The following is a 21,445-nucleotide window of genomic DNA, read 5'->3' on the forward strand; positions in this document are numbered from 1 at the left end:
CTAATTTCTCAGCATTAAATGAGAAATTAGGTTTTTTAATTAATAGAAAAAGACTTATAAGTATTTATCACTAATCACTTTCATATGGTGTAACTCGTGCCCGACAATGCCATATGCAAGGGTACCTACCGAAACTGGGCTGTTCATTACAGTTCCATTACGATCCCATGCTACATCATCAATGGTTGAAATAAGACTTATCGTGTTGGAGCGTACCGTGTCTAAACCAGCTAGTAGCTGCTCCCAGGATAATTTGTTGAAGTTTGCTGCAGAAACGTATTGATCCTGATCCATTGCTGGGAGTGGCGCACTTTCATTTCGTGCAATGGCAAGCATTCGATACGACATCACACGTTCAGAGTCGGTCATATGCCCAATCACTTCTTTTAAAGTCCATTTCCCTGGTGCGTACGCCTTCCTTGCTGACTCCTCTGATATGCTGCTCAAGAGGGTAATGGTCTTGGTTCGTTGCTTACTAAGTATTTCTTCAATATCTCCATCTGGCACAAGACTAACATACCTAGCATGCTCTGGATTTTCAATAGATAATGGTCTTGGACGCACAAGAATCCTCCTCATCGGAATAGTTAATTATGGTTCTATACTAAAATTCGACTGTCAAGAAGATATTTCCTTTATTTGATATTTAATTTTATTACCGCAAAATAATTGCAAATTAAACAACTTTATTACCTCTGTACAACTGATTTATGCAGTTAACATAATACACATAATAATGGATTAATTCACTTTTTATTCCACTAACCTGCTCCGTTAGTTTAACAAGAAAAAGCTGCCTAGTTTGGCAGCTGGATTTCAACTCAAGCACCCGTTAGTGAAAAGTTGCAATTAATAAATTTCTTTTCATTTTACTTTAGTAAAAAAGAAACCTGTCCCATTTTCTTGTGGAACAAACCCTTGTTGAGCTGAACTATTTTCCACCATATTTTGCTCTTCTACTGATATAGTTGTGGTAACATCTTTTCCTTTAGCTACATTACCTTCTCTACGATTTTGCTCTTCTACTGATATAACTCTGTATTGATCTCCATTATTAGTGGCTGTTTGTTCATCTTTTACTTTTGATTGTTCAGTTTGTGCAAATACCTTTGTACTTTGCAAGTCTTTCGCAAAACCGATTGATAATGCTAAAGCTCCTGCAAAACCAATGGTTAAAACTAATTTCCCTTTCATATAAAAACCTCCTAATAGTTTCGTGCTTGTACTAATAACATATTTTACCACAACTCAAACTATGTTACTTTAAAATTTATCTCTTCAACTAAACTGCACGTTACTTTAAGTGTATTTCTTCACAATCTTTTACGCTAAACATTGAAAAAGATAATAAAATTCTCATTTTATAACAACTTTTTTCACCGTTTGATTTACGTTTTTCGTGGAGCGTATATAAATCATTGTGAGAGAAATTAAACAAATGGGGGAATCTAAATGAAAGATAAGAAGTTTACAAATTTAGAAATCAAGAGAATCGTTAAAGAAATGACTCAAATCAGCAGATACGAAAAAGCTCTTGGTTGACCACCGGTATCATATCATCGCTTGCTAATGCGATAAAATCAACGTTTCTTACTCTTTGTAGGAAACGTTTTTTATTTATCACCAATACGATTCTTTGGATAATATCGTGTACATAAAATCGTGTGCGTACTTGTCATTAAACAAGGAGGAATTAAAAATGGCAAGGCGTACAAACAAATTAACTATTGAGGAATTATCCATCATTAACACACCAAAAGTATTAAAAGAAATTGATATTAGAATGGCTCTTTCTTTATTTGTTGACGATTGTGAAATAAGAAATCTTAGACCACAAACAATCCAATATTACAGAAATGAATTATCGGTTTTTTACAAGATACTTAGAGAAAAAGAGTTTAATCCTTCTCCTGCCAACATAACGAAGACCAAATGAAAAGTATAATCCTGCACATGAGAGAAAAAGGATTACAAACAGTTAGCATTAACACACGTTTAAGAGCCATTAGAGCATTTTTGAATTTTTTGCATCGTGAACGGCATATTAAAGATAACCCATTAAGTGACATTAAACTGCTAAAAGACCGTAGAAAAGTAGTTGAAACCTTTACAAATGAACAGCTTCAAACGCTCTTTAACCAACCAAATTTACGCTCTTTTGTGGGCGTAAGGGGATTATTCTTTTATGCTATTACTGCTTGAAACAGGCATGCGTGTGAGCGAATTAGAAGGAATTTGTGTTCAAGATATTTTATGGAACGAATCTAAACTTCACATCAGGAATACAAAGTCGTATAAAGAGCGTTTAGTGCCTATTCAGGCAAAGATGAAAAATCAATTACAAAAGTATATTCAAATTCGTGGAGTAATGGAAACTGATGCTTTATTTGTCACACTTGACGGTGAGAAAATGTCAAAAAGGCAATTCCAAAACAGAGTAACATTTTACGGTAAACAAGCAGGGATAAAAGGGGTTAGATGCTCCTGCCACACATTTAGACATACCTTTGCAAAATTAAGCGTAAAGAACGGTGCAGGGATATTCGAATTACAACAGATTCTAGGACATACATCAATGGAAATGGTCAAAGTGTATGTTAATCTTTTTAGCGATGATGTAATGGACAAACATAGAACATTTTCGCCGTTAGTAAATCTAAAAGTAAGAATGTAGAAATTTTAGTTAAAAGGGTAGATGCTATACTTCCAAAATGGAGTATAGCTTTTTGCCCTAAAGGGGCAGTATTGAGAAGAAATGGTTAATTAAAACGGCTTGGAAATTTATTTGCAAAATTTCTAGAGGATTGTTACTATAGTTAGTGGGTTTAGACCCTATCTACGTAAACAAGGAGTTATTACATTGATTATTCAATTCATTCGTTATAGATAAAAATTGGTATAGACTACTTTCAAATCCGACTCATATTTTTTTTGAAAATATGGTAAGGGTTTATTTGTCTATGCCTTTTTCATTTATCTAAAAACGAATGAATGAGGTGACTTCTTTGTTACAAGATAATAAAAGAATAAAGAGTGCAAAATATGTGAGTAATTTTGAAACCATTTTTGCTTGTCCAATTTGTAAGTCGTCTATGAAGGTTTTGGAGTATAAAAGTTTAATTTGCTCAAATCATCATACGTTTGATTTTGCTAAGCAAGGATATATCAACTTTACGACTCACTCGGTAAAAACTAAGTACAGTAAGGAACTTTTTGAATCACGGAGAAAACTTATTACCAAAGGTGCCTTTTTTGAACCATTGAGCAACGCAATTGCAAAAGTTATATATAATTATGTTTTTAAGACAAAAGAAACAATATCTATACTTGATATGGGGTGTGGCGAGGGTTCGCAACTTTCTAATATTTGCGATATTGTTAGTTTTATCATTTATGAAAGTGTAGTAGGGGTAGGAATAGATATTTCTAAAGAAGGAATCATGGTAGCTTCAAAGAACTATACTGATAAAATTTGGACTGTGGCTGACCTTGCAAACACACCATTTAAGAATAAACAGTTCGATGTTATTCTTAATATCTTATCTCCTTCGAATTATGCAGAATTTAATAGGTTGTTGAAAGATGATGGTTTAGTAATTAAAATCGTGCCTCAAAGTGATTACTTAAAAGAGTTGAGGGAACATCTTTTTCGTAAATCTGAAAAGCAAAATTACTCTAATGCAGAGACTGTGGAGAGATTTAATGAGAGTTTTCAAATTGTAGAAAGTTCAAGGTTAAGTTACACCATGAACCTTAATAAATCTTCAATTGAATGGTTGGTTCAAATGACTCCTCTAACTTGGACAACAACAGAGGAACGATTAAAATCCTTTTTAAATAAGGATTTGGCTCAAATAACTGTTGATTTGGATATATTAATCGGTAAAAAAACTATTTAAAAGGATAGAAAAAACCTAAAGGTAGTTTCTTATGGGGACTACCTTTAGGTTATGCTTCAATTAACAGGAGTTTAATTATCAACCATCAAAGACCCGATCGTGGTCTTTTTCTTTTGGTTAACAGGACAAATGAAATACAAATTGTCCATATAGACCATGACCTAAATGAACAATTTTACAGAATTATTAGTAAAAGTAGACTTGGAAAAATTAATAAGGAAGGAACAAACCGGTCGATTCCTTCCTCTATCAATTATTTTTTCTCGTCAATTATCCGATTTTTATTGGGGTTGTGAAGTGAAGCAATATTAATTTTGTATTGCAAAAATAGCACCACTCCTATTAAGGAGCGGTGCTATTTCAGCTTGTTTCCTTCTTAAATTTTTGCATTTTACCGTAGGTCATTATTCGCCATAACCATTCAAAAGGTCCAAATTGGAAATTTTTCAACCAAATATAGCTGAAAATAATTTGTACACAATAAAAGGCGATTGAATATAAGAATCCTTCAGCTAATGATACTTGACCATACAAGCCAAATCCATAAAATACAATGACACCAAAGAATGTTTGAGCCAAATAATTAGTAAGTGCCATTTGTCCGACATAGCGGAATGGATTTAGTACTCGCTGCCAAGTTTGTTTTTCCAGCATGAGAGCAACCGTTACAATATAGAAGATTGATAGAGTAAATCCGCTAAAATGAAGGAAAAAATAGTTTCCTATATTATACATAAATGTAACATCCTCATGCTGTGAATAACCCCAAACAATCGCGATTAGCGGAGGGATGCTAATGAATAATGTAATAATCTGTGTAATACGAAGTTTCCGTTTTAACTCATTTACCCGGCGGAATAGATTGATTTTACCTGCATATAAGCCAAGCAAGAACATCCCGAGAATGTCGGGTATTGAAAAAGGGATATTCCATAATATCTCTTTTAATTCGTTGGGAATACGCCATTCTAACAGTTCAGAATAGGATAAAGTTGTATAGGCCTCCGTTTTCTTTTCTCCCTCTGCTAATGTTTCGGCACGTATTGACTCAGAAACATTCAAGGATGGATCCAATTGTTCACCTATGTACGTTAATAATGCTGAAGCCCCTGTTAGAAATTGAAACGATAGGATGAGTACTAAACCCCAAATGAGAACCGTTTTTGCTTTACGGCGATAAAAAAATAATAAAAAGAATCCAATAATCGCATATGAATGGAGAATATCACCACGCCAAAGAAATACGAGATGTAGAATTCCGAATAGCAGTAAAACAAGCAATCTTCTAGAAAATAAAAAGAAAACTTTTTCTCCTCTAGCCTCCGCTCGTGTCATGAAAATATAAAAACCAAGGCCAAATAGAAAAGAAAAAATGGTATAGAATTTTGTTTGGATAAACATATCAAATAGCATTCGAATTGTTTTATCAATTCCCTCATAAACCATATATTCGCTTCCAGTAAACGATGGCATATTTACTAAGAAAATACCGAGTATGGCCAATCCTCTAATAACATCTAAAGTAATAATTCGATTATTTCCTAAAACAGATTCACTAGACATGATTTATCACCTCAACTTCATTATGTTTTGTATTAAAAAATGTTAAATTAATCATTTATTCATATCATACCTATTTTATCCTAATAATACTATGTGGAATGAACTGGCTCTTAATAAACACGCTACATAATGTGTGAAAATATCTAAGGAGAAAATTCGACAAAATTCTCAAAATTCCCTTGACGAATGAAGGGAAGGGGAGTATTATATAGAGGTTGGTTCTTTGAGAAATTAGGTATTATGACCTAATTTAATAAATGTCAAATTTCAAGCAAATTCATTATGCGGGTGTAGTTTAGTGGTAAAACTACAGCCTTCCAAGCTGTTGTCGTGAGTTCGATTCTCATCACCCGCTCCATACATAGTAACAACGCAGTGTTTCGTTTCAAAGAAGAACGAGGTATTGCGTTTTTTTATTTTTACACTGAAAAAGGTGCTATTTTAGCACCCAATTATCTTATATTCAGCTTCTCCCCCGTGAATTTGAATAAACATATTCTTTAAGGAACCTACCATTTCATTTGCCTCATCTTTATTCATAGATGGCCGTAAATAAACGATTTGTATAGCATTTTTTGTTGTTTCTGTAACGCATGTTCTTTCTGAATCGACAAAAGGACTGCCGAAAGGACCGATTTCATCACAAGAAACGATTAAACGATGAAGTGAATTTGGTCTGCCATATAGTCCGATATATTCTTCGCCTTCCTTACCAAGACTAACTGATAGACTCCCCTCAAGCTTGTCCCTATCATAAACACCAATCGGAATTTGATATTGCAATGAGAAGAAGTTATTGATATCAATTGAACTGTTTACAGGCTGTAAATAATTTTGCTTTTTTACCCTTCTGTATAAGGCTTCTGCAGAATGGCGATAACGGTTTGGATCTTTTCCGACAGTTTTAAAAATTTGTCTCCATTCTTTAATTCCATCTAAATCTGTTACATTCTTTTCTTCTAAGTCAAAATAGATGGATTCTTGAAACAGCTGCAGTCGCCCTTTTACCATCTGAGGAGATGCCCCAACTTCGATATTCTGATATTGAATGACACCTATTTTAAAATCAGGAACGAGTGCGCAAATCTCTGATGAAATACCAATTTCCAACCTTTCCACCTCCAAAATCAATTAAAAATAGTTTATCATAATAAGCGGTGATTAATTAATAGTATAGACCTTCATTATAGATATGAGCCAAGAGAGGAGGTACAAGATGAACGCTATCCAATTAAAACAAGAAATTATTGAATATAGTAAAAAAATCGGGATTGATAAGATCGGCTTCACGACAGCAAATCCTTTTGACGAAATGAAAAATCGCCTTATTCGTCAGCAGGAGCTTCAATACCAATCTGGATTTGAAGAAAAGGATATTGAGAAAAGGGTAAACCCTGCTTTGCTTCTGGACGAAGCCCGCTCAATCATCTCGATTGCTCTTGCTTACCCATCAAAAATGAGCCAAAGAGTTGAAAGTAAAAAAGGCGAAAGGCGAGGAATTTTCTGCCGAGCTTCTTGGGGAGTTGATTATCATATCATCTTACGAGAGCGGCTGCAAAAGCTTGAAGATTTTATAAAAGAAAAAATTCCCGAAGCAAAATGTAAGTCAATGGTTGACACGGGTGAATTAGTGGACAGGGCTGTTGCAGAGCGTGCTGGAATTGGATGGAGCGGGAAAAATTGCTCCATCATTACACCAGAGTATGGATCCTATGTTTATTTAGGAGAAATGATTACGACCATTCCCTTTGAACCAGATCAACCGATGGAAGATCGATGTGGAACATGCAATAAATGTGTGGAAGCTTGTCCAACAGGTGCATTAGTTCAAGGAGGACAATTGAATTCTCAAGCCTGCATTGCCTATCTCACACAAACGAAAGGAGTTCTTCCAGTAGAATTCCGTGAGAAATTAGGAAATCGAATTTATGGCTGTGATTCCTGCCAAACGGCTTGTCCGGAAAATAAAAGAAAAGATTTTCATTTTCATGCTGAAATGGAGCCAGACCCAGAAATTGCAAAGCCTCTTCTTAAACCTCTTCTTCAAATTAGTAATCGGGACTTTAAAGAACATTTCGGGCCTATATCAGGATCATGGAGAGGAAAAAAACCAATCCAGCGAAATGCTATTATTGCTTTAGCTCATTTTAAAGATGAAACAGCTATTGATGATCTTATTGAAGTGATGATGGTGGATTCACGTCCAGTCATTAGAGGAACTGCCGCTTGGGCATTAAGCAAAATTGGAGGCAATTCCGCACAGATTGCATTGGAAAAAGCACTTCTAAAGGAAAAAGATGATGAAGTGTTGAAAGAACTTAATCAAGGATTAAGTTCTATTATGTAATGAGGCGTGTCCACAAGGGCTGCCTCATTTTTTTTTCAATTAGTAAAGCTAACGTGTATAAGCGTAACGAAGCATTTACCAAAAAAGACTTGGCGAAAACCAAGTTTTTGTAATGTGAATTTCAAATTCCTTTCATATATATGATATGGAAAGGAGTGATTGCCCATGAGAGAGCAGCTTCAAGAACTTTTGGAAAAAAGGGTACAGCAATGTGTTTCTCATACTAGAGGCTCGTCTCATACATGTCCAAAAATAGAGAAGAAAAAAGAGTGCTTAACGAAGCGTTCAGGGGAAATAGTTAAAGCAAAAGCTACAGGAGAAATTATTTCTATAGGACAAACAAAGGAAGAATTACATTCCGTTCAATACAATGTCCACCTAAAATATTTAGTTAAACACAAAAGTATGCTCTTTATGGAGGAAGAGATAGAACATCGTAAAGCGGAATTTTATAAAGGGATAGTAGTGGAAGATCAAGAAGTAAATCCATATGAAGAATTATCTCGAGAATATGAACAGCAAGTCGAAGAAGAAGAGTTTGAAGAAAGAGTTACTTATGAGTACAATCGATTAAAAGCAATACAATATGCGGAAAGATGGTGGAATAGTAATAATCCAGCCTATGAAAACTTTGAAGTAGATTGTACAAATTATATTTCCCAATGTCTCCATGCAGGAGGTGGTCCAATGAGAGGTTATCCTAATCGGGGCCAGGGATGGTGGATGATGAAAAAAGATTGGAGCTATAGCTGGTCAGTAGCTAATTCAATGAGGTTGCACTTGCCTAGAGCGAAAATTGGTCTTCGAGCAAAAGAGGTTTCAAGTCCAGATGAATTACTGTTAGGAGATGTTATTTGCTACGATTTTCAAGGTGATGGGCGATTCGATCATACGACAATTGTTACAGCGAAAGATGCAGACGGAATGCCTTTAGTAAATGCGCATACTTGGAATTGTAGGCTAAGATATTGGGCTTATGAAGATTCAACTGCTTATACTCCGAATATAAAATATAAATTCTATACGATTTTAGATGATCAATGAAGTCGTCAATTGCTTTTCCTGTAGACGTGACAAAATCAGTGGTATAATAGCATATATAGCTTAATTTTGAGGTGGAAAACGTGGCATTGCATATAGTTTTATATCAACCAGAGATTCCAGCAAATACTGGAAATATTGCTCGTACATGTGCGGCAACAGATACGATTTTGCACTTAATTCGCCCACTCGGCTTCTCTACAGATGATAAGATGCTAAAGCGAGCTGGGCTAGACTATTGGCAATTCGTATCTATTATTTATTACGATTCCCTTGGGGAGTTTTTTGAAAAAAATGAAGGAGGGGAATTTTTCTATTTAACAAAGTTTGGAACAAAACCCCATTCTTCTTTTGATTATAGTAATAAAGAGAAGGATTATTACTTCATTTTTGGAAAAGAAACGACTGGTCTTCCTAAAGATATTATTGAAAAAAATAAGGAACGTGCACTAAGAATTCCTATGAATCAAAACGTACGTTCATTAAATCTTTCGAATACAGCTGCCATCCTTATTTATGAAGCATTGCGTCAGCAGGATTATTTGGATTTATTATAGGAAATGGCCTAATTTGATTCAGGCTTCAGAGTGTAGACAAAGTATAATTCATTACCTTTTCAGGCTGATTGAAAACGCTTGTCTTTCGAGGCACGAAGCCTTACGAGGAGCGGAGTTACCATGGATGGGTAATGAGCACCGCAGGAAGGTGAGTAACGAAGAAAGCGAGCGTTTGTCAACAGCCTGGAGCCTGAATTCGATTCAGGCCTTTCTTTTGACTACATATTGTAGATTTATGTGATTTTAACATTTCAAGTTTGCCTAAGGATGGGGTGTAACTTGGTATAATGAACCTGATAGGTGAAAGGATGGGACACCATGAATGAAAATATAAATCTTCTTATGAATCATCGGTCGGTTAGAAAATTTGAGGACAAGCCATTAACAAGAGAACAAATTGAAGTCATTGTTAAGTGTGCACAATCTGCCTCGACATCCAGTTTTATTCAAGCTTATTCAATCATTGGAGTAACAGATCAGGAAAAGAAAATGAAATTATCCGAGCTCGCTGGAAACCAGAGCTATGTAGCAAATAATGGCCATTTCTTTGTATTTTGTGCTGATTTATCTCGCCATGAACAAATTGGGGAAATGGAAAACAAAGATGTGATTTCTTCAATAGAAAGTACGGAAAAGTTTATGGTTGCTCTGATTGACACGGCATTAGCCGCTCAAAATGCAGCGATTGCTGCCGAATCCTTAGGTCTTGGCATCTGCTATATTGGAGGAATCCGTAATAAACTTGAAGAAGTAAGTAAGCTTCTTAAAACCCCAAAACGGGTGCTTCCATTATTCGGTCTTGCTGTAGGCTATCCTGCACAAATGACGGATAAGAAGCCGAGACTTCCCCTTGAACATGTATATCATGAAAATGAGTATAGACAAAATAATGAAGAGAGCCGAAATCAGCTTCAACTATACAATAACATCATATCTGAGTATTACGTAGCAAGGACGAATGGGGAAAGAAATGATACTTGGACAAGCCAAATGGTAAACATGCTAGAAAAGCAATCAAGAATGTATATGAAAGAATTTGTCCAAAAAACGGGGATGAATCTTAAATAAAAAAACTGCTGTGATCAGCAGTTTTTTTTATTTATTAACTCCTGGCTTATCATCGTAACCAGCTGCGAAAATTGCAGCAAGGAATGCAACCATAACACCGATAATGATAACAGTACTCATGTATATGTAATCCTCCTTTATATTCTTTTTCAAATAATTAAGTATACAGGCTTATTATAGCCCAATAAAATGAAAGTGTGAATAAAATCTGTGGATATTTTTTTACACATATAAATAAATTTGGATAGCTCCTAAGAAAAAGCTGATTTTCATTTGAACTTTTGAATCTTTAAAAGAAATACCACTAATAAAAAGGACAACCGAAACTATTCTCTGATTTGCATCATCATTTGGAGGAGCGCATACAGTATATTAATCGTCTCTGAAAATGCACATGGGGAGGTCCTTATGGATATTCTAAAAAAAATTGAGATGTACCGACATGAAGAAGAAAAGCTCAAATGGGAAGGGACTTTTGGAGAATATTTAGAAATTATTAAAGAAAAGCCATGGGTTGCCCAGTCAGCACATTCCCGGGTATATAATATGATCAAAGATGCAGGTGTGGAAGAGGTAAAGGAACAGAAACGATATCAGTTTTTCTGCAATCAATTGTTTGGGCTCGAGGAGGCGCTTGAAAGGCTTGTAGAAGAATATTTCCATCCAGCAGCAAAAAGGCTGGATGTACGAAAAAGAATTTTATTGCTGATGGGACCTGTTAGTGGAGGGAAGTCAACATTAGTTACCATGCTGAAAAGAGGCTTGGAAGCCTATTCACATCATGATAGGGGAGCGGTCTATGCAATAAAAGGCTGCCCAATGCATGAGGATCCTTTACATTTAATTCCACATCATTTTCGTAAGGATTTCAATGATGAGTATGGGATTAGAATTGAAGGAAATCTATCCCCATTAAATATGATGCGGCTTGAACAAGAGTATGGCGGAAGGATTGAAGATGTTCTTGTGGAACGGATTATTTTTTCAGAAGATCGCAGGGTTGGAATAGGTACATTCAGTCCTTCTGATCCTAAATCACAGGATATCGCTGATTTAACAGGGAGTATCGACTTTTCAACGATTGCTGAATTTGGGTCTGAGTCCGATCCACGGGCTTACCGTTTTGACGGGGAATTGAATAAAGCAAATAGGGGCATGATGGAGTTTCAAGAGATGCTTAAATGTGATGAAAAGTTCTTGTGGCATCTTTTATCCTTAACACAGGAAGGGAATTTTAAAGCAGGCAGGTTTGCATTAATATCTGCGGATGAGCTTATTGTGGCTCACACGAACGAAACGGAATACCGTTCATTTATTTCAAATAAGAAAAACGAAGCTTTACATTCAAGGATCATTGTCATGCCAATTCCATATAACTTAAAGGTTACGGAAGAAGAAAAGATTTATGACAAAATGATCCGTGAAAGTGATGTATATGATGTTCATATCGCTCCACATACATTAAAGGTTGCGGCAATGTTTACGATCCTAACTCGTCTAAAGGATCCGAAAAAAGGTGATATCGATTTAGTAAAGAAAATGCGTCTTTATGATGGAGAAAATGTAGAGGGCTTTAATAAGGCTGACGTGGAGGAATTAAAGAAGGAATATCAGGATGAAGGAATGAGCGGTATTGACCCACGATATGTGATCAATCGAATATCCTCAACCATCATTCGCAAAGAGGTTTCTTCCATTAACGCACTTGATGTATTAAGATCATTAAAGGAAGGCTTAGATCAGCATCCATCCATTACGCCAGAGCTTAGGGAGCGCTATTTGAATTATATTTCACTAGCACGTAAGGAATATGATGATATTGCGAAGAAAGAAGTTCAGAAGGCATTCGTTTATTCCTATGAAGAATCTGCGAAAACATTGATGGATAATTATCTGGATAATGTGGAAGCGTATTGTAATAAATCTAAGCTCCGCGATCCGTTAACAGGTGAGGAAATTAATCCAGATGAAAAGCTGATGCGTTCAATTGAAGAGCAAATTGGCATTTCTGAAAACGCCAAAAAAGCATTTAGAGAGGAAATCTTAATTCGCATTTCTGCCTTTGCTCGCAAAGGAAAACGGTTTGACTATAACTCTCATGATCGTCTACGTGAAGCGATACAAAAGAAATTATTTGCTGATCTCAAGGATGTTGTAAAAATCACCACTTCAACGAAAACGCCTGATGAGCAGCAGCTTAAGAAAGTGAATGAAGTCGTGGCACGCTTGATAGATGAGCATGGTTACAACTCGACATCAGCGAATGAATTGCTTCGCTATGTTGGAAGTTTATTAAATCGATAACTTAAAAGGCATATTTAAAAGGACTGACAGGTTGCTATCAGTCCTTTTAATTTTGTGTTTATTGGATTTTTTACGAAAAATTAGCTTGTCCATTTTAGCTAGGCTAACTCCCTATTATCAAAATAATTTGTAAATTATTTTCGGTTCTTGCATAGGATAAAGTAATAAACACTCTTAGTATTAAGTTGTCCAAAGGGGATCAAAAAGGTTTAAAATAGCTGTTCATTTGATTTTAATCTAGACACTCTCGATATAGTATGTTGGCTAGTTAGAATTGTGATTAAAAATTTTATAAAGGAGGGCTTAATGTGTCAGATGCCAATAGCCATCAGTTCGTGATTTCGCAAGAAGATTGGTCCCTCCATCGCAAAGGCCATGATGACCAGCAACGCCATCAGGAAAAAGTTCAGGATGCCATCCGAAATAATTTACCTGATCTAATAACAGAAGAGAGTATAGTTATGTCGAATGGTCGAGAAGTAGTAAAAATCCCGATTCGTTCATTGGACGAATATAAAATTCGTTATAATTATGATAAAAACAAACATGTTGGCCAAGGAGATGGAGATAGCCGAATTGGTGATGTAGTGGCCCGTGATGGATCGAGCGGCCAAAAAGGGCCAGGGAAAGGGCAAGGTGCAGGCGATCAGCCAGGCGAAGATTATTTCGAAGCAGAAGTTTCATTAATGGAAATTGAAGAGGAACTATTTAAACAGCTGGAGCTGCCAAATTTAAAACGAAAAGAACAACAAGAGCTTCTTGTTGAAAACATTGAATTTAATGATATTAGAAAAACAGGTTTGATGGGTAATATTGATAAGAAACGGACAATGATGGCTGCATTTAAAAGAAACGCAATGACAGGAAAGCCAAGTTTTCACCCCATCTATAAAGAAGATTTAAAATTTAAGACCTGGAATGAAATCATTAAACCTGAATCCAAAGCAGTCGTATTGGCGATGATGGATACGAGTGGTTCTAAAGTAGTTTTGTTTTAACTATTATAATAAAAATAAGTAAGGAGAGTGCTGTAGACTATGAAACAATATAAATTCGTTGAACCAAATGTTAAAGAGAGACAACTAACCGAAGCATTAGAACAAGGATTAGGACGGTCATTAGATGAAAGGGAAAAGCGTTATATCAAATGGCATTCAGAAAGTGATTATGAAACGTCGGGATTATTGTTGGATTGGTTTAAAGAGTTATCTCAAAAATAGTGTTTTCTAATTAATTTAAATAAATATTAAATATTTTTTAAATGTCGTTTATTTTATTTGGTTTAAGATGTGCTAAATTTATATCATCGGGAATTGATCAAGGACATCCCTTTTAAGGATGCAACCTATTCAATTCCTTTTTATTTTGCTAATCTCTTAATTTTGATACTCCATTCCTGGTTACGGTAGCAGCTGAATCATTTACGCATTCAGGCCGTAGCTCATACCCGTAGCTGACAAGCACCTCCCGGGCAACGGTGATCCCAGCCGCCAAAGGAATGGATCGGGACGGTTTGCCATCTACCGAAGTAAAGATGGTTATTACATAAAAGCAGCTGATGCCGCTGCAGAGGGATTCTTGGTAAGGGGCAGAGCTGATAACTCTGACAGGCCTAATCATCATCAGCTATTTTTATGTGTTAAAACATACGAATTCTTGTTCGTACTACAACTGTAGGACGATGTTTGTAGTACTACAATAGGTGGACGATGACGTACTACAACTGTAGGACGATATAGTACTACAATTGGTGTACGATAAAAATTTTTCCTTCATTAGAGCGCGATCTCTAAAGAAAAGATTAAAGAAAAATATAAAGAAATATACTAGCAAATTGTATTTTGCTAGGGAGGATAATAAATATATTTAAGGAGAGGTAATTGTAATGAAAGTAAATTGCAATGAATGTCAAAAGGATTTTCTTATTGATCTAAAAGAAAAGAAGCATCCAAAAGGTATCATTGAAACTTATTTTGTTTGCACACATTGTAAAAATAGATTCATTGCCTTTGTGACAAATCAAAATGTTAGAAAGAAGCAACATCAAATGAGAAAACTTCAAAGCAGCATTCCACAAATAAAGCATCCAAGTGAATATACTGAAGCTTTTCTCAAAAAATTAGAAGATCATTACAGTAAAATTAATAACCTTAAAGCAGAACTTGAATCTGAGATGAAAATATTGAAAGAACAAATTGCATCCAAATAGTTGGGTGCTTTTTATTTTCAAAAGAAGGTGAGAATATGGCTGAACTTCCTAAAGGAAAACAGAGGATTACTATCGGCTGCTATTACACTTTACAGCCTGCAAAGGGCATGTGTATTAATACATCATTGGTCATTAGGTGGTATGGACTTCCTTTCTTAATGTGGAAACGTGCGCACGAAATAAAAAGTTTTAAATGGTATGAGTATCCTTTGCTAGTTTGGTTGATCGCTAAGCATACTCTAAAGAAGTGGGTAACATGAACAACCAGCAATATTATGACAAGTACCAACGTGATCAGGAATCAAAAGCATTCTATATTAGCAAAGCATGGTTACAATGTCGTGAGCTAGCTTTAATTCGTGACAATTATCTTTGTCAGAAATGCTTGAAGCAAAATAAGATCACATCTGCTGATATGGTGCACCATATAAAGGAGCTTAAAGATCATCCTGAATTATCCCTGGACTTAGATAACCTTGAATCCCTTTGTCACCCTTGCCACAACCGCGAACATCCAGAGAAAGGCAGCAAGCCACAAAAGAAAATTAGTAAAAAAATAAAAGTGATAAAAGCAAAAAGTAATCCAGAGATATTCTGACTAGGCCCCCCCTACCCAGAAAGTAAAAACAATTTATTTTCCTGACCGGAGGGAGCCCATCACGTACACCGCGATTAAATTTTTCATGAAAGGGGGGTAACCCTGAAAATGGCAGTTCCATCAGCTAAAATTTTAAGAGATTACTTAGGTGAGAATTATCAAGAATCTGATGAGGAATTAATTAAACTTTATGTGGAAACTCATCAATTTTACCGAAGGTTGCAGAAAGAAATTAAAAAGGGTGAACTCATGTATGAGTACACAAATAAAGCTGGAGCTACCAACTTGGTTAAGAACCCTCTTTCTATCGAATTAACTAAAACGGTGCAGACTTTAAACAATTTACTTAAATCACTAGGACTTACGCCAGCTCAAAGAAAGAAACTAAAAGATGGAAACGGGCTAGGTGACGATGACGACGATTTCGACGAATTCTAAGCCCTCACAAATAGCAAAATGGTATCAAAATTGGCGTACAGACCAGGTAAGAAAAAGCTTTATTCTTGAAAAACCTTCAACAATATTACGAACAACTTGGTATGCAGAACAAGTTGTTAATGGAAACATTAAGGCAAGTCGGAAAAACATTTTGGCTTGTCAAAGGCATTTAAATGACTTAAAAAGACAGGGAACCGAGGATTTCCCTTGGGTATTTGATGAAGAAAAGGCACATCGTCCAATTCGATATATCGAAAAATTTTGTCGTCCTTCTAAAGGAGATTACAAAAGTTTAGTTCTTCAACCATGGCAGCACTTTGTCATTGGTTCATTGTATGGTTGGGTTCATAAAGATACTGGATATAGGCGCTTTCGTGAGGGCCTTATTTTTATTGGTCGTAAAAATGGAAAAACCACAATGATTTCTGGTTTATCTAACTATGCTGTTTCTAAAGATAATGAACCCGGGGCACGTGTTTATGTTTTGGCGAATACTAAGCAGCAGGCTAGTGAACTATTTGATGAAAGCCGTGCTATGGTCCAGAAGTCACCACAACTTAGAAAACACCTTAGAGAAAACCAAAAAGGTATCTTTTATGATAAAACTCAATCTAAAATAGAACCACGTGCATCTGACAGTAAAAAACTAGATGGATTAAATACACACCTAGGGATATTTGATGAAATTCACGAGTTTAAGAATTTCAAATTAATCAATGTTATCAAGAAATCTCGTGGTGCAAGAAAACAGCCAATGATCGTATATATCACGACAGCCGGCTATCAGCTTGAAGGCCCTCTTGTTGAATACTTTGAAATTGGATCAGATGTTTTAGAAGGAATTGTGGACCAGGATAGAAAATTCTACTTTATGGCCGAAATGGACAGCGTGGCAGAAATTGAAAATCCTGAATTGTGGATTAAAGCTAATCCAAACATGGGTGTATCATTGGATCTTCCGTCACTTATTGATGATTGGAATACCGATAAACATACAGAAGCTGAAAAGAATGACTGGATTACAAAACAGTTTAATATTTTCGTAGATAACGACGAAATGTCTTTCGTTGGAATTGAAATTCTAAAACGAAATGAAAAGGTTATAGATCTGGACGTCTTGAAAGGACAAGAATGTATTGGTGGCTATGATTTATCGTCAACAGAGGACTTTACTAGTGCTTGTTTAGAATTTCCTCTTGATGATGGAAGTGTTTTTTCACTTTCTCATAGTTGGGTACCTCAAGCAAAAGTTGATAAAGAAAATGAGAATATCAACTTCAAAGAATTTGAAAAAGAAGGATGGCTTACTATAATACCTGGAGAATATGTCAAACATGAATATGTATTCGAGTGGTTTGCTAAGCAATCTGAGATATATTCAATTAAAAAGATTGGTTATGATCCTGCAAATGCATATCGATTAAATGAAGATTTAAAATCATATGGATTTGAAACTGAGGTTGTAAGACAAGGGCATTTCACTCTTAGTCCAGCACTCAAGGATTTAAAACAGCTTTTATTAGATGGTAAGGTTATAAGCAACAAGAACCGCCTATTCCGTTGGTATATGAACAACGTAAAGCTAATAGAAGATAGAAATGGCAATTATTTGCCTTCAAAACAGAGTCGCTACCGTAAAATTGACGGTTTTGCGGCTTTTTTAAATGCTCACACAGAAGTAATGACAATGCTAGTCCAGCCACAAGGCGATGGCAATATAGAATTTGTTTCCGTCAGTGACTTACTAAAATAACTGAAAGGTGGTGAGAATTTGAAATGGTTAAGTCGAGCAAAATTTGCTGTAAAATCAGCTGTTGCTGGATGGCAAGGAAAGCTATTTGACTTTTCAAGCTGGTCCGGTCGTACATTTTGGGGCATTGATAACGGAAAACTAGCAACAAATGAGACTATTTTTAGCGTTATAAGTCGTCTCGCTAATACTTTATCTTCTTTGCCTATCAAACTTTATAAAAATTATGATCTGGAAATGAATAAAGCCGCAGATGTAATCATTAACAATCCCAATCCTAATATGACTAGCTTTGAAGCTTTTAACAAAGTAGAAGTTGCCAGAAATGAGACAGGAAACGGGTATGCGGTCATTACTAGGGATATCAGAATGCAGCCAGATAAGTTTTTGCCGATTGATTCAAGCTACGTCACTCCTTTTATTAACAAAGATGATGGAGAATTGTGGTATCAAGTACTTGGGGATGATGGGACATACTACATTCACAATATGAATATGTTCCATGTTAAACATATAACCGGCACAAACAGGTGGGCTGGGATCAATCCACTCAATGTCCTGAAAAACACTCTTGAATATGACAAGGCTGTTCAGGAATTCAGCTTGTCAGAAATGCAGAAAAAGGACAGTTTTATTCTTACCTATGCTGCAAACGTTGATAAGGATAAAAGAAAGGAAATTGTGGATGATTTCAGACGTTTTTACTCTGAAAATGGCGGGATTCTTTTTCGTGAACCAGGTGTAACAATTGATGAGATCGATAGAAAATATTTTTCTTCTGATACGTTAGCATCTGAACGAATTACACGTTCAAGGGTGGCCAACGTTTTTAATGTGCCAGTATCTTTTCTTAATGATTCCGAGGGGCAGGGATTCTCAAGCAATGAACAGATGATGATTCAATTTGTTCAAATGACGTTGACTCCCATTGTTCGTCAATATGAGCAGGAAATGAACAGGAAGCTACTCACAGAAGCTGATAGAAAAGATGGACACTACTTCAAGATGAACCTAGGTGGCCTTTTAAGGGGAGATACAAATGCAAGGACACAGTTCTATCAGATGATGATCAGAAGTTCAGGAATGACTCCAGACGAAGTCAGAGGGCTAGAAGATCTTCCTCCTAAAGGCGGGAAAGCATCTGAATTATGGATTTCTGGAGATATGTACCCATTAGAGATGGATCCAACACAACGTAAAGGAGGTGATAAGAGTGGGAAAGAGCCAACAAAAGAATAATTTTTGGGAAATGAAAGCGTCAGCAGATGAAAAGTCGGCTGATCTTTTTATTTATGGGGCAATTGTTAGTGGTTATAAATGGCGCGATGAAGATATTACCCTTTCGGATTTTAAAGACGCATTAGATGCTTTACCTAACACGGTAAAGACTTTAAATATGTATGTTAATTCTCCTGGTGGGTCAGTTTTCGTCACAAACGCAATGATTAATCAACTTGAGCGTAAAAAAAGTTCTATCACAATTAACGCTTATGTGGATGGTATTGCGGCAAGTGCAGCATCATATCTGATTATGAACGCTGACAATATTTATATGTATAAAAATACCTTCTTGATGATTCATAAACCAATGATAACTCTGTGGAGTGCAAATGCTACAGATTGTAGAGAACAGGCAGAATGGTTAGACAAAATTGAATCAAGAACCTGTATCCCTGCTTATAAAAGTAAAGGAACAGATCAATTGACAGATGAGAAAATTAGCGAATTGCTAGATGGAAAAGATAATTGGTTAGATGCTGATGAAGCTGCTGAGTTATTTAATATAACGATATTAGAAGATGAAAAAGATGCAGTGGCATGTGCTGATATTGAGCTTTTACAGATATATAAAAATGTTCCCAATCAATTATTCAAACAAACAGACCCTGAACAGTCTATTTCGGCAAAAGAAATGGCCGAGAGGAAACGTATTGCAGAAGGGGCCAAGGCTAATGCAGCCTTTATTGAAACTATTCTAGGAGGAATGTATTAATGAAAACTTTATTTGAACTTAAACAAAACATGGCTACTATCGGCCAACAATTACAAAAGGTTGAAACTGATCTTGCAGCAAAAGCGATTGATACGACTGCAACTATGGAAGATATTCAAGCATTACAACAGTCTAAAAAGGATTTGCAAATGCGTTTTGATGTTATTAAAGAGCAGCACGACAGCCTTGAAGCTGAGCAAAAGGCTAAATTTGAGTCTCAGCAAGGTATTAGTGGAATCGAAGATCCAAAACAAAAAGTAACTTCTGCCAAAGCATCGTTAATCCGTGCAACAATGAGAAAGCAATCTGTGTCTGCAGATGTCTTCCAAGCACTAGGGGACAATGATACAACCGGAGGTAACAAATTCTTACCAAAAACTGTTTCAAATGATATTTTAGTAGAACCGTTAGTTAAAAACCCGTTAAGAAAACGATCTACTGTAACTCAAATAACAAATTTAGAGATTCCAAAATTAAGTTTTACTTTGGACGACGATGATTTTATTGCTGATACTGAAACAGCAAAAGAATTGAAAGCTTCAGGGGATACGGTGACATTTGGCCGTCATAAATTTAAAGTCTTTGCCGGAATTTCTGAAACAGTTTTGAATGGTTCAGATGCAAATCTAGTACCTTATGTAGAAGGTGCTCTTCAATCAGGTGTGGCAGCTAAAGAAAAGAAAGTTTCTTTTACTACTACTCCAAAAGCAGGCGAGGAGCATATGTCTTTCTATAAGTCAGGGGTTAAAGAAGTTACAGGAGAAAGTAAGTATAAGGCAATTAAGGCTGCTATCGCTGACCTTCACGAGGATTATAGGGAAAATGCAGTTATTTACATGCGTTACCAAGATTACTCCGACATTATTGAAGTTCTTGCAAATGGAAATGCAACATTGTATGCTGCCCAGCCTGAGCAAGTACTTGGAAAACCAGTTGAATTCTGTGATGCAGCTGTTGATCCGGTTATTGGTGATTTCAATTACTCTCATTTTAACTATGACTTAAATGCTCTATATGACCGTGATAAGGATGTAAAAACAGGTATTGAGCATTTTGTAGTCACAGCTTGGATGGACCACCAAATCAAGCTTAAATCTGCTTTCCGTATCGCCAAGGTAGTTGCCACTCCCTAATGCACCCCTGGGATTAACGGTACAATCCAAGACTGATACGTCTGTGTCTATCAAATGGGATGCTGTCACTTATCCAGGGGGGATAAAAGAATACGAAGTATACAAGGATGGAAAAAGCATAGGTAAGAGAGTAGGGACATCTTATACGGACAGTGGTTTAACAGCTGAAACTACTTATAAATATAAGGTGCGTGCAGTTACTAATACTGGCTTGACATCCGATTTTAGCAATGAATTAACCGTAATAACTGAATCTACAACTCCACCTGAAGAAGGTAGTTAAAGATGTTGGAGCAAACAAAATCATATTTACGAATTGATGGGAGTGAGGATGATAGTATCCTCACTCTTTTAATTGGAGCGGCAAAAAAAGATCTAAAGGATTCAGGGGTTCCAGAGCCAACAGAAACAGACGAGAGATACGATTTAGCAGTTATGCTTTATTGCACTCTCTATTATGAAAACCGTGATCCAAGCCTTAAAATTGAAAAGCTAAATGCTGCTTACCAAAGTTTAATATTAAAGCTGAAAAGCTATGTGTGAGG

The 21,445-nt window shown here is 36.0% G+C and carries 21 protein-coding genes, 1 tRNA gene and 2 pseudogenes; 20 read left to right on the forward strand and 4 right to left on the reverse strand.

Annotated elements, in window-relative coordinates; all coding sequences use genetic code 11:
• Positions 1–54: 54 nt before the first annotated feature.
• Together KHA94_RS00125 and KHA94_RS00130 are read right to left on the reverse strand one after the other, a co-directional pair.
• On the reverse strand, positions 55–564 hold the full coding sequence (locus KHA94_RS00125; RefSeq protein ID WP_213100155.1) for a DinB family protein: 510 nt from the start codon (positions 562–564) through the stop codon (positions 55–57).
• A 300-nt stretch (positions 565–864) separates the two neighbouring features.
• The gene (locus KHA94_RS00130) at positions 865–1,194 is read right to left on the reverse strand and encodes a hypothetical protein (RefSeq protein ID WP_213100156.1); all 330 of its coding nucleotides are present in this window, start codon (positions 1,192–1,194) and stop codon (positions 865–867) included.
• Between the two features lie 505 nt (positions 1,195–1,699).
• On the opposite strand from KHA94_RS00130, the pseudogene KHA94_RS00135 reads away from it, so the two are divergent.
• Both KHA94_RS00135 and KHA94_RS00140 read left to right on the forward strand, forming a co-directional pair.
• Positions 1,700–2,674 (forward strand): annotated as a pseudogene (locus tag KHA94_RS00135) (tyrosine-type recombinase/integrase).
• 331 nt (positions 2,675–3,005) lie between these two features.
• Positions 3,006–3,899, forward strand: coding sequence for a putative RNA methyltransferase (locus tag KHA94_RS00140; protein WP_249365245.1), 894 nt, complete (start codon positions 3,006–3,008; stop codon positions 3,897–3,899).
• Positions 3,900–4,259: 360 nt separating this feature from the next.
• On the opposite strand, the gene KHA94_RS00145 is transcribed toward KHA94_RS00140, so the two are convergent.
• Complete coding sequence (locus tag KHA94_RS00145; RefSeq protein WP_213100158.1) at positions 4,260–5,462, reverse strand: DUF418 domain-containing protein; 1,203 nt, start codon at positions 5,460–5,462, stop codon at positions 4,260–4,262.
• A gap of 284 nt (positions 5,463–5,746) precedes the next feature.
• On the opposite strand from KHA94_RS00145, the gene KHA94_RS00150 reads away from it, so the two are divergent.
• Positions 5,747–5,820: transfer RNA gene (locus KHA94_RS00150), tRNA-Gly, on the forward strand.
• A gap of 83 nt (positions 5,821–5,903) precedes the next feature.
• On the opposite strand, the gene KHA94_RS00155 is transcribed toward KHA94_RS00150, so the two are convergent.
• A complete protein-coding gene (locus tag KHA94_RS00155) occupies positions 5,904–6,572 on the reverse strand; it encodes a B3/B4 domain-containing protein (protein WP_213100159.1) in 669 nt (222 codons plus the stop codon).
• Positions 6,573–6,678: 106 nt separating this feature from the next.
• On the opposite strand from KHA94_RS00155, the gene queG reads away from it, so the two are divergent.
• The 17 genes and pseudogenes from queG (at position 6,679) to KHA94_RS00240 (ending at position 21,443) form a co-directional block, all read left to right on the forward strand.
• The gene (gene queG / locus KHA94_RS00160; RefSeq protein ID WP_213100160.1) at positions 6,679–7,809 is read left to right on the forward strand and encodes a tRNA epoxyqueuosine(34) reductase QueG; all 1,131 of its coding nucleotides are present in this window, start codon (positions 6,679–6,681) and stop codon (positions 7,807–7,809) included.
• Positions 7,810–7,974: 165 nt separating this feature from the next.
• Positions 7,975–8,853, forward strand: coding sequence for an amidase domain-containing protein (locus KHA94_RS00165; protein ID WP_213100161.1), 879 nt, complete (start codon positions 7,975–7,977; stop codon positions 8,851–8,853).
• Between the two features lie 80 nt (positions 8,854–8,933).
• On the forward strand, positions 8,934–9,407 hold the full coding sequence (gene trmL / locus KHA94_RS00170) for a tRNA (uridine(34)/cytosine(34)/5-carboxymethylaminomethyluridine(34)-2'-O)-methyltransferase TrmL (RefSeq protein WP_213100162.1): 474 nt from the start codon (positions 8,934–8,936) through the stop codon (positions 9,405–9,407).
• Positions 9,408–9,725: 318 nt separating this feature from the next.
• A complete protein-coding gene (gene nfsA, locus KHA94_RS00175) occupies positions 9,726–10,475 on the forward strand; it encodes an oxygen-insensitive NADPH nitroreductase (protein ID WP_213100163.1) in 750 nt (249 codons plus the stop codon).
• A 408-nt stretch (positions 10,476–10,883) separates the two neighbouring features.
• Positions 10,884–12,779, forward strand: a complete 1,896-nt coding sequence (locus KHA94_RS00180) for a PrkA family serine protein kinase (protein ID WP_213100164.1) — start codon at positions 10,884–10,886, stop codon at positions 12,777–12,779.
• Positions 12,780–13,087: 308 nt separating this feature from the next.
• Positions 13,088–13,759: pseudogene (locus KHA94_RS00185) on the forward strand (DUF444 family protein); the annotation flags it as partial.
• Between the two features lie 57 nt (positions 13,760–13,816).
• Positions 13,817–13,999 carry a hypothetical protein gene (locus tag KHA94_RS00190; RefSeq protein WP_213100165.1) on the forward strand — a complete coding sequence of 61 codons (183 nt, stop codon included), beginning with the start codon at positions 13,817–13,819 and terminating at the stop codon, positions 13,997–13,999.
• A 665-nt stretch (positions 14,000–14,664) separates the two neighbouring features.
• Positions 14,665–14,988, forward strand: a complete 324-nt coding sequence (locus KHA94_RS00195; RefSeq protein WP_213100166.1) for a hypothetical protein — start codon at positions 14,665–14,667, stop codon at positions 14,986–14,988.
• Positions 14,989–15,023: 35 nt separating this feature from the next.
• Entirely contained in the window at positions 15,024–15,248 is a 225-nt protein-coding gene (locus KHA94_RS00200) for a hypothetical protein (RefSeq protein WP_213100167.1), read from the forward strand.
• Positions 15,245–15,586 carry an HNH endonuclease gene (locus tag KHA94_RS00205; protein WP_213100168.1) on the forward strand — a complete coding sequence of 114 codons (342 nt, stop codon included), beginning with the start codon at positions 15,245–15,247 and terminating at the stop codon, positions 15,584–15,586. Before KHA94_RS00200 ends, KHA94_RS00205 begins: the two co-directional genes overlap by 4 nt.
• 108 nt (positions 15,587–15,694) lie before the next feature.
• Complete coding sequence (locus KHA94_RS00210) at positions 15,695–16,024, forward strand: phage terminase small subunit P27 family (protein ID WP_213100169.1); 330 nt, start codon at positions 15,695–15,697, stop codon at positions 16,022–16,024.
• Positions 15,999–17,777, forward strand: coding sequence for a terminase large subunit (locus tag KHA94_RS00215; protein WP_213100170.1), 1,779 nt, complete (start codon positions 15,999–16,001; stop codon positions 17,775–17,777). The genes KHA94_RS00210 and KHA94_RS00215 overlap by 26 nt, the downstream gene beginning before the upstream one ends.
• An 18-nt stretch (positions 17,778–17,795) precedes the next feature.
• Positions 17,796–19,013, forward strand: a complete 1,218-nt coding sequence (locus tag KHA94_RS00220; protein ID WP_213100171.1) for a phage portal protein — start codon at positions 17,796–17,798, stop codon at positions 19,011–19,013.
• Positions 18,988–19,767 carry a head maturation protease, ClpP-related gene (locus KHA94_RS00225; RefSeq protein WP_338030668.1) on the forward strand — a complete coding sequence of 260 codons (780 nt, stop codon included), beginning with the start codon at positions 18,988–18,990 and terminating at the stop codon, positions 19,765–19,767. The genes KHA94_RS00220 and KHA94_RS00225 overlap by 26 nt, the downstream gene beginning before the upstream one ends.
• Positions 19,767–20,900 carry a phage major capsid protein gene (locus KHA94_RS00230; protein ID WP_213100172.1) on the forward strand — a complete coding sequence of 378 codons (1,134 nt, stop codon included), beginning with the start codon at positions 19,767–19,769 and terminating at the stop codon, positions 20,898–20,900. Before KHA94_RS00225 ends, KHA94_RS00230 begins: the two co-directional genes overlap by 1 nt.
• Entirely contained in the window at positions 20,887–21,183 is a 297-nt protein-coding gene (locus KHA94_RS00235; protein ID WP_213100173.1) for a fibronectin type III domain-containing protein, read from the forward strand. Before KHA94_RS00230 ends, KHA94_RS00235 begins: the two co-directional genes overlap by 14 nt.
• Positions 21,184–21,185: 2 nt before the next feature.
• The gene (locus tag KHA94_RS00240) at positions 21,186–21,443 is read left to right on the forward strand and encodes a head-tail connector protein (protein WP_213100174.1); all 258 of its coding nucleotides are present in this window, start codon (positions 21,186–21,188) and stop codon (positions 21,441–21,443) included.
• Positions 21,444–21,445: the final 2 nt, after the last annotated feature.

This window comes from Cytobacillus citreus, assembly GCF_018343665.1.
In the GTDB taxonomy this organism is placed as follows: Bacteria; Bacillota; Bacilli; order Bacillales; family Cytobacillaceae; genus Cytobacillus; species Cytobacillus citreus.

Bases quoted from the DNA above. Each gene is read 5' to 3' on its own strand.
- KHA94_RS00130 (WP_213100156.1), bottom strand. From the start codon at position 1,194: ATGAAAGGGAAATTAGTTTTAACCATTGGTTTTGCAGGAGCTTTAGCA.
- KHA94_RS00145 (WP_213100158.1), bottom strand. From the start codon at position 5,462: ATGTCTAGTGAATCTGTTTTAGGAAATAATCGAATTATTACTTTAGAT.
- queG (WP_213100160.1), top strand. From the start codon at position 6,679: ATGAACGCTATCCAATTAAAACAAGAAATTATTGAATATAGTAAAAAA.
- KHA94_RS00165 (WP_213100161.1), top strand. From the start codon at position 7,975: ATGAGAGAGCAGCTTCAAGAACTTTTGGAAAAAAGGGTACAGCAATGT.
- nfsA (WP_213100163.1), top strand. From the start codon at position 9,726: ATGAATGAAAATATAAATCTTCTTATGAATCATCGGTCGGTTAGAAAA.
- KHA94_RS00180 (WP_213100164.1), top strand. From the start codon at position 10,884: ATGGATATTCTAAAAAAAATTGAGATGTACCGACATGAAGAAGAAAAG.
- KHA94_RS00190 (WP_213100165.1), top strand. From the start codon at position 13,817: ATGAAACAATATAAATTCGTTGAACCAAATGTTAAAGAGAGACAACTA.
- KHA94_RS00195 (WP_213100166.1), top strand. From the start codon at position 14,665: ATGAAAGTAAATTGCAATGAATGTCAAAAGGATTTTCTTATTGATCTA.
- KHA94_RS00200 (WP_213100167.1), top strand. From the start codon at position 15,024: ATGGCTGAACTTCCTAAAGGAAAACAGAGGATTACTATCGGCTGCTAT.
- KHA94_RS00205 (WP_213100168.1), top strand. From the start codon at position 15,245: ATGAACAACCAGCAATATTATGACAAGTACCAACGTGATCAGGAATCA.
- KHA94_RS00210 (WP_213100169.1), top strand. From the start codon at position 15,695: ATGGCAGTTCCATCAGCTAAAATTTTAAGAGATTACTTAGGTGAGAAT.
- KHA94_RS00215 (WP_213100170.1), top strand. From the start codon at position 15,999: ATGACGACGATTTCGACGAATTCTAAGCCCTCACAAATAGCAAAATGG.
- KHA94_RS00230 (WP_213100172.1), top strand. From the start codon at position 19,767: ATGAAAACTTTATTTGAACTTAAACAAAACATGGCTACTATCGGCCAA.
- KHA94_RS00240 (WP_213100174.1), top strand. From the start codon at position 21,186: ATGTTGGAGCAAACAAAATCATATTTACGAATTGATGGGAGTGAGGAT.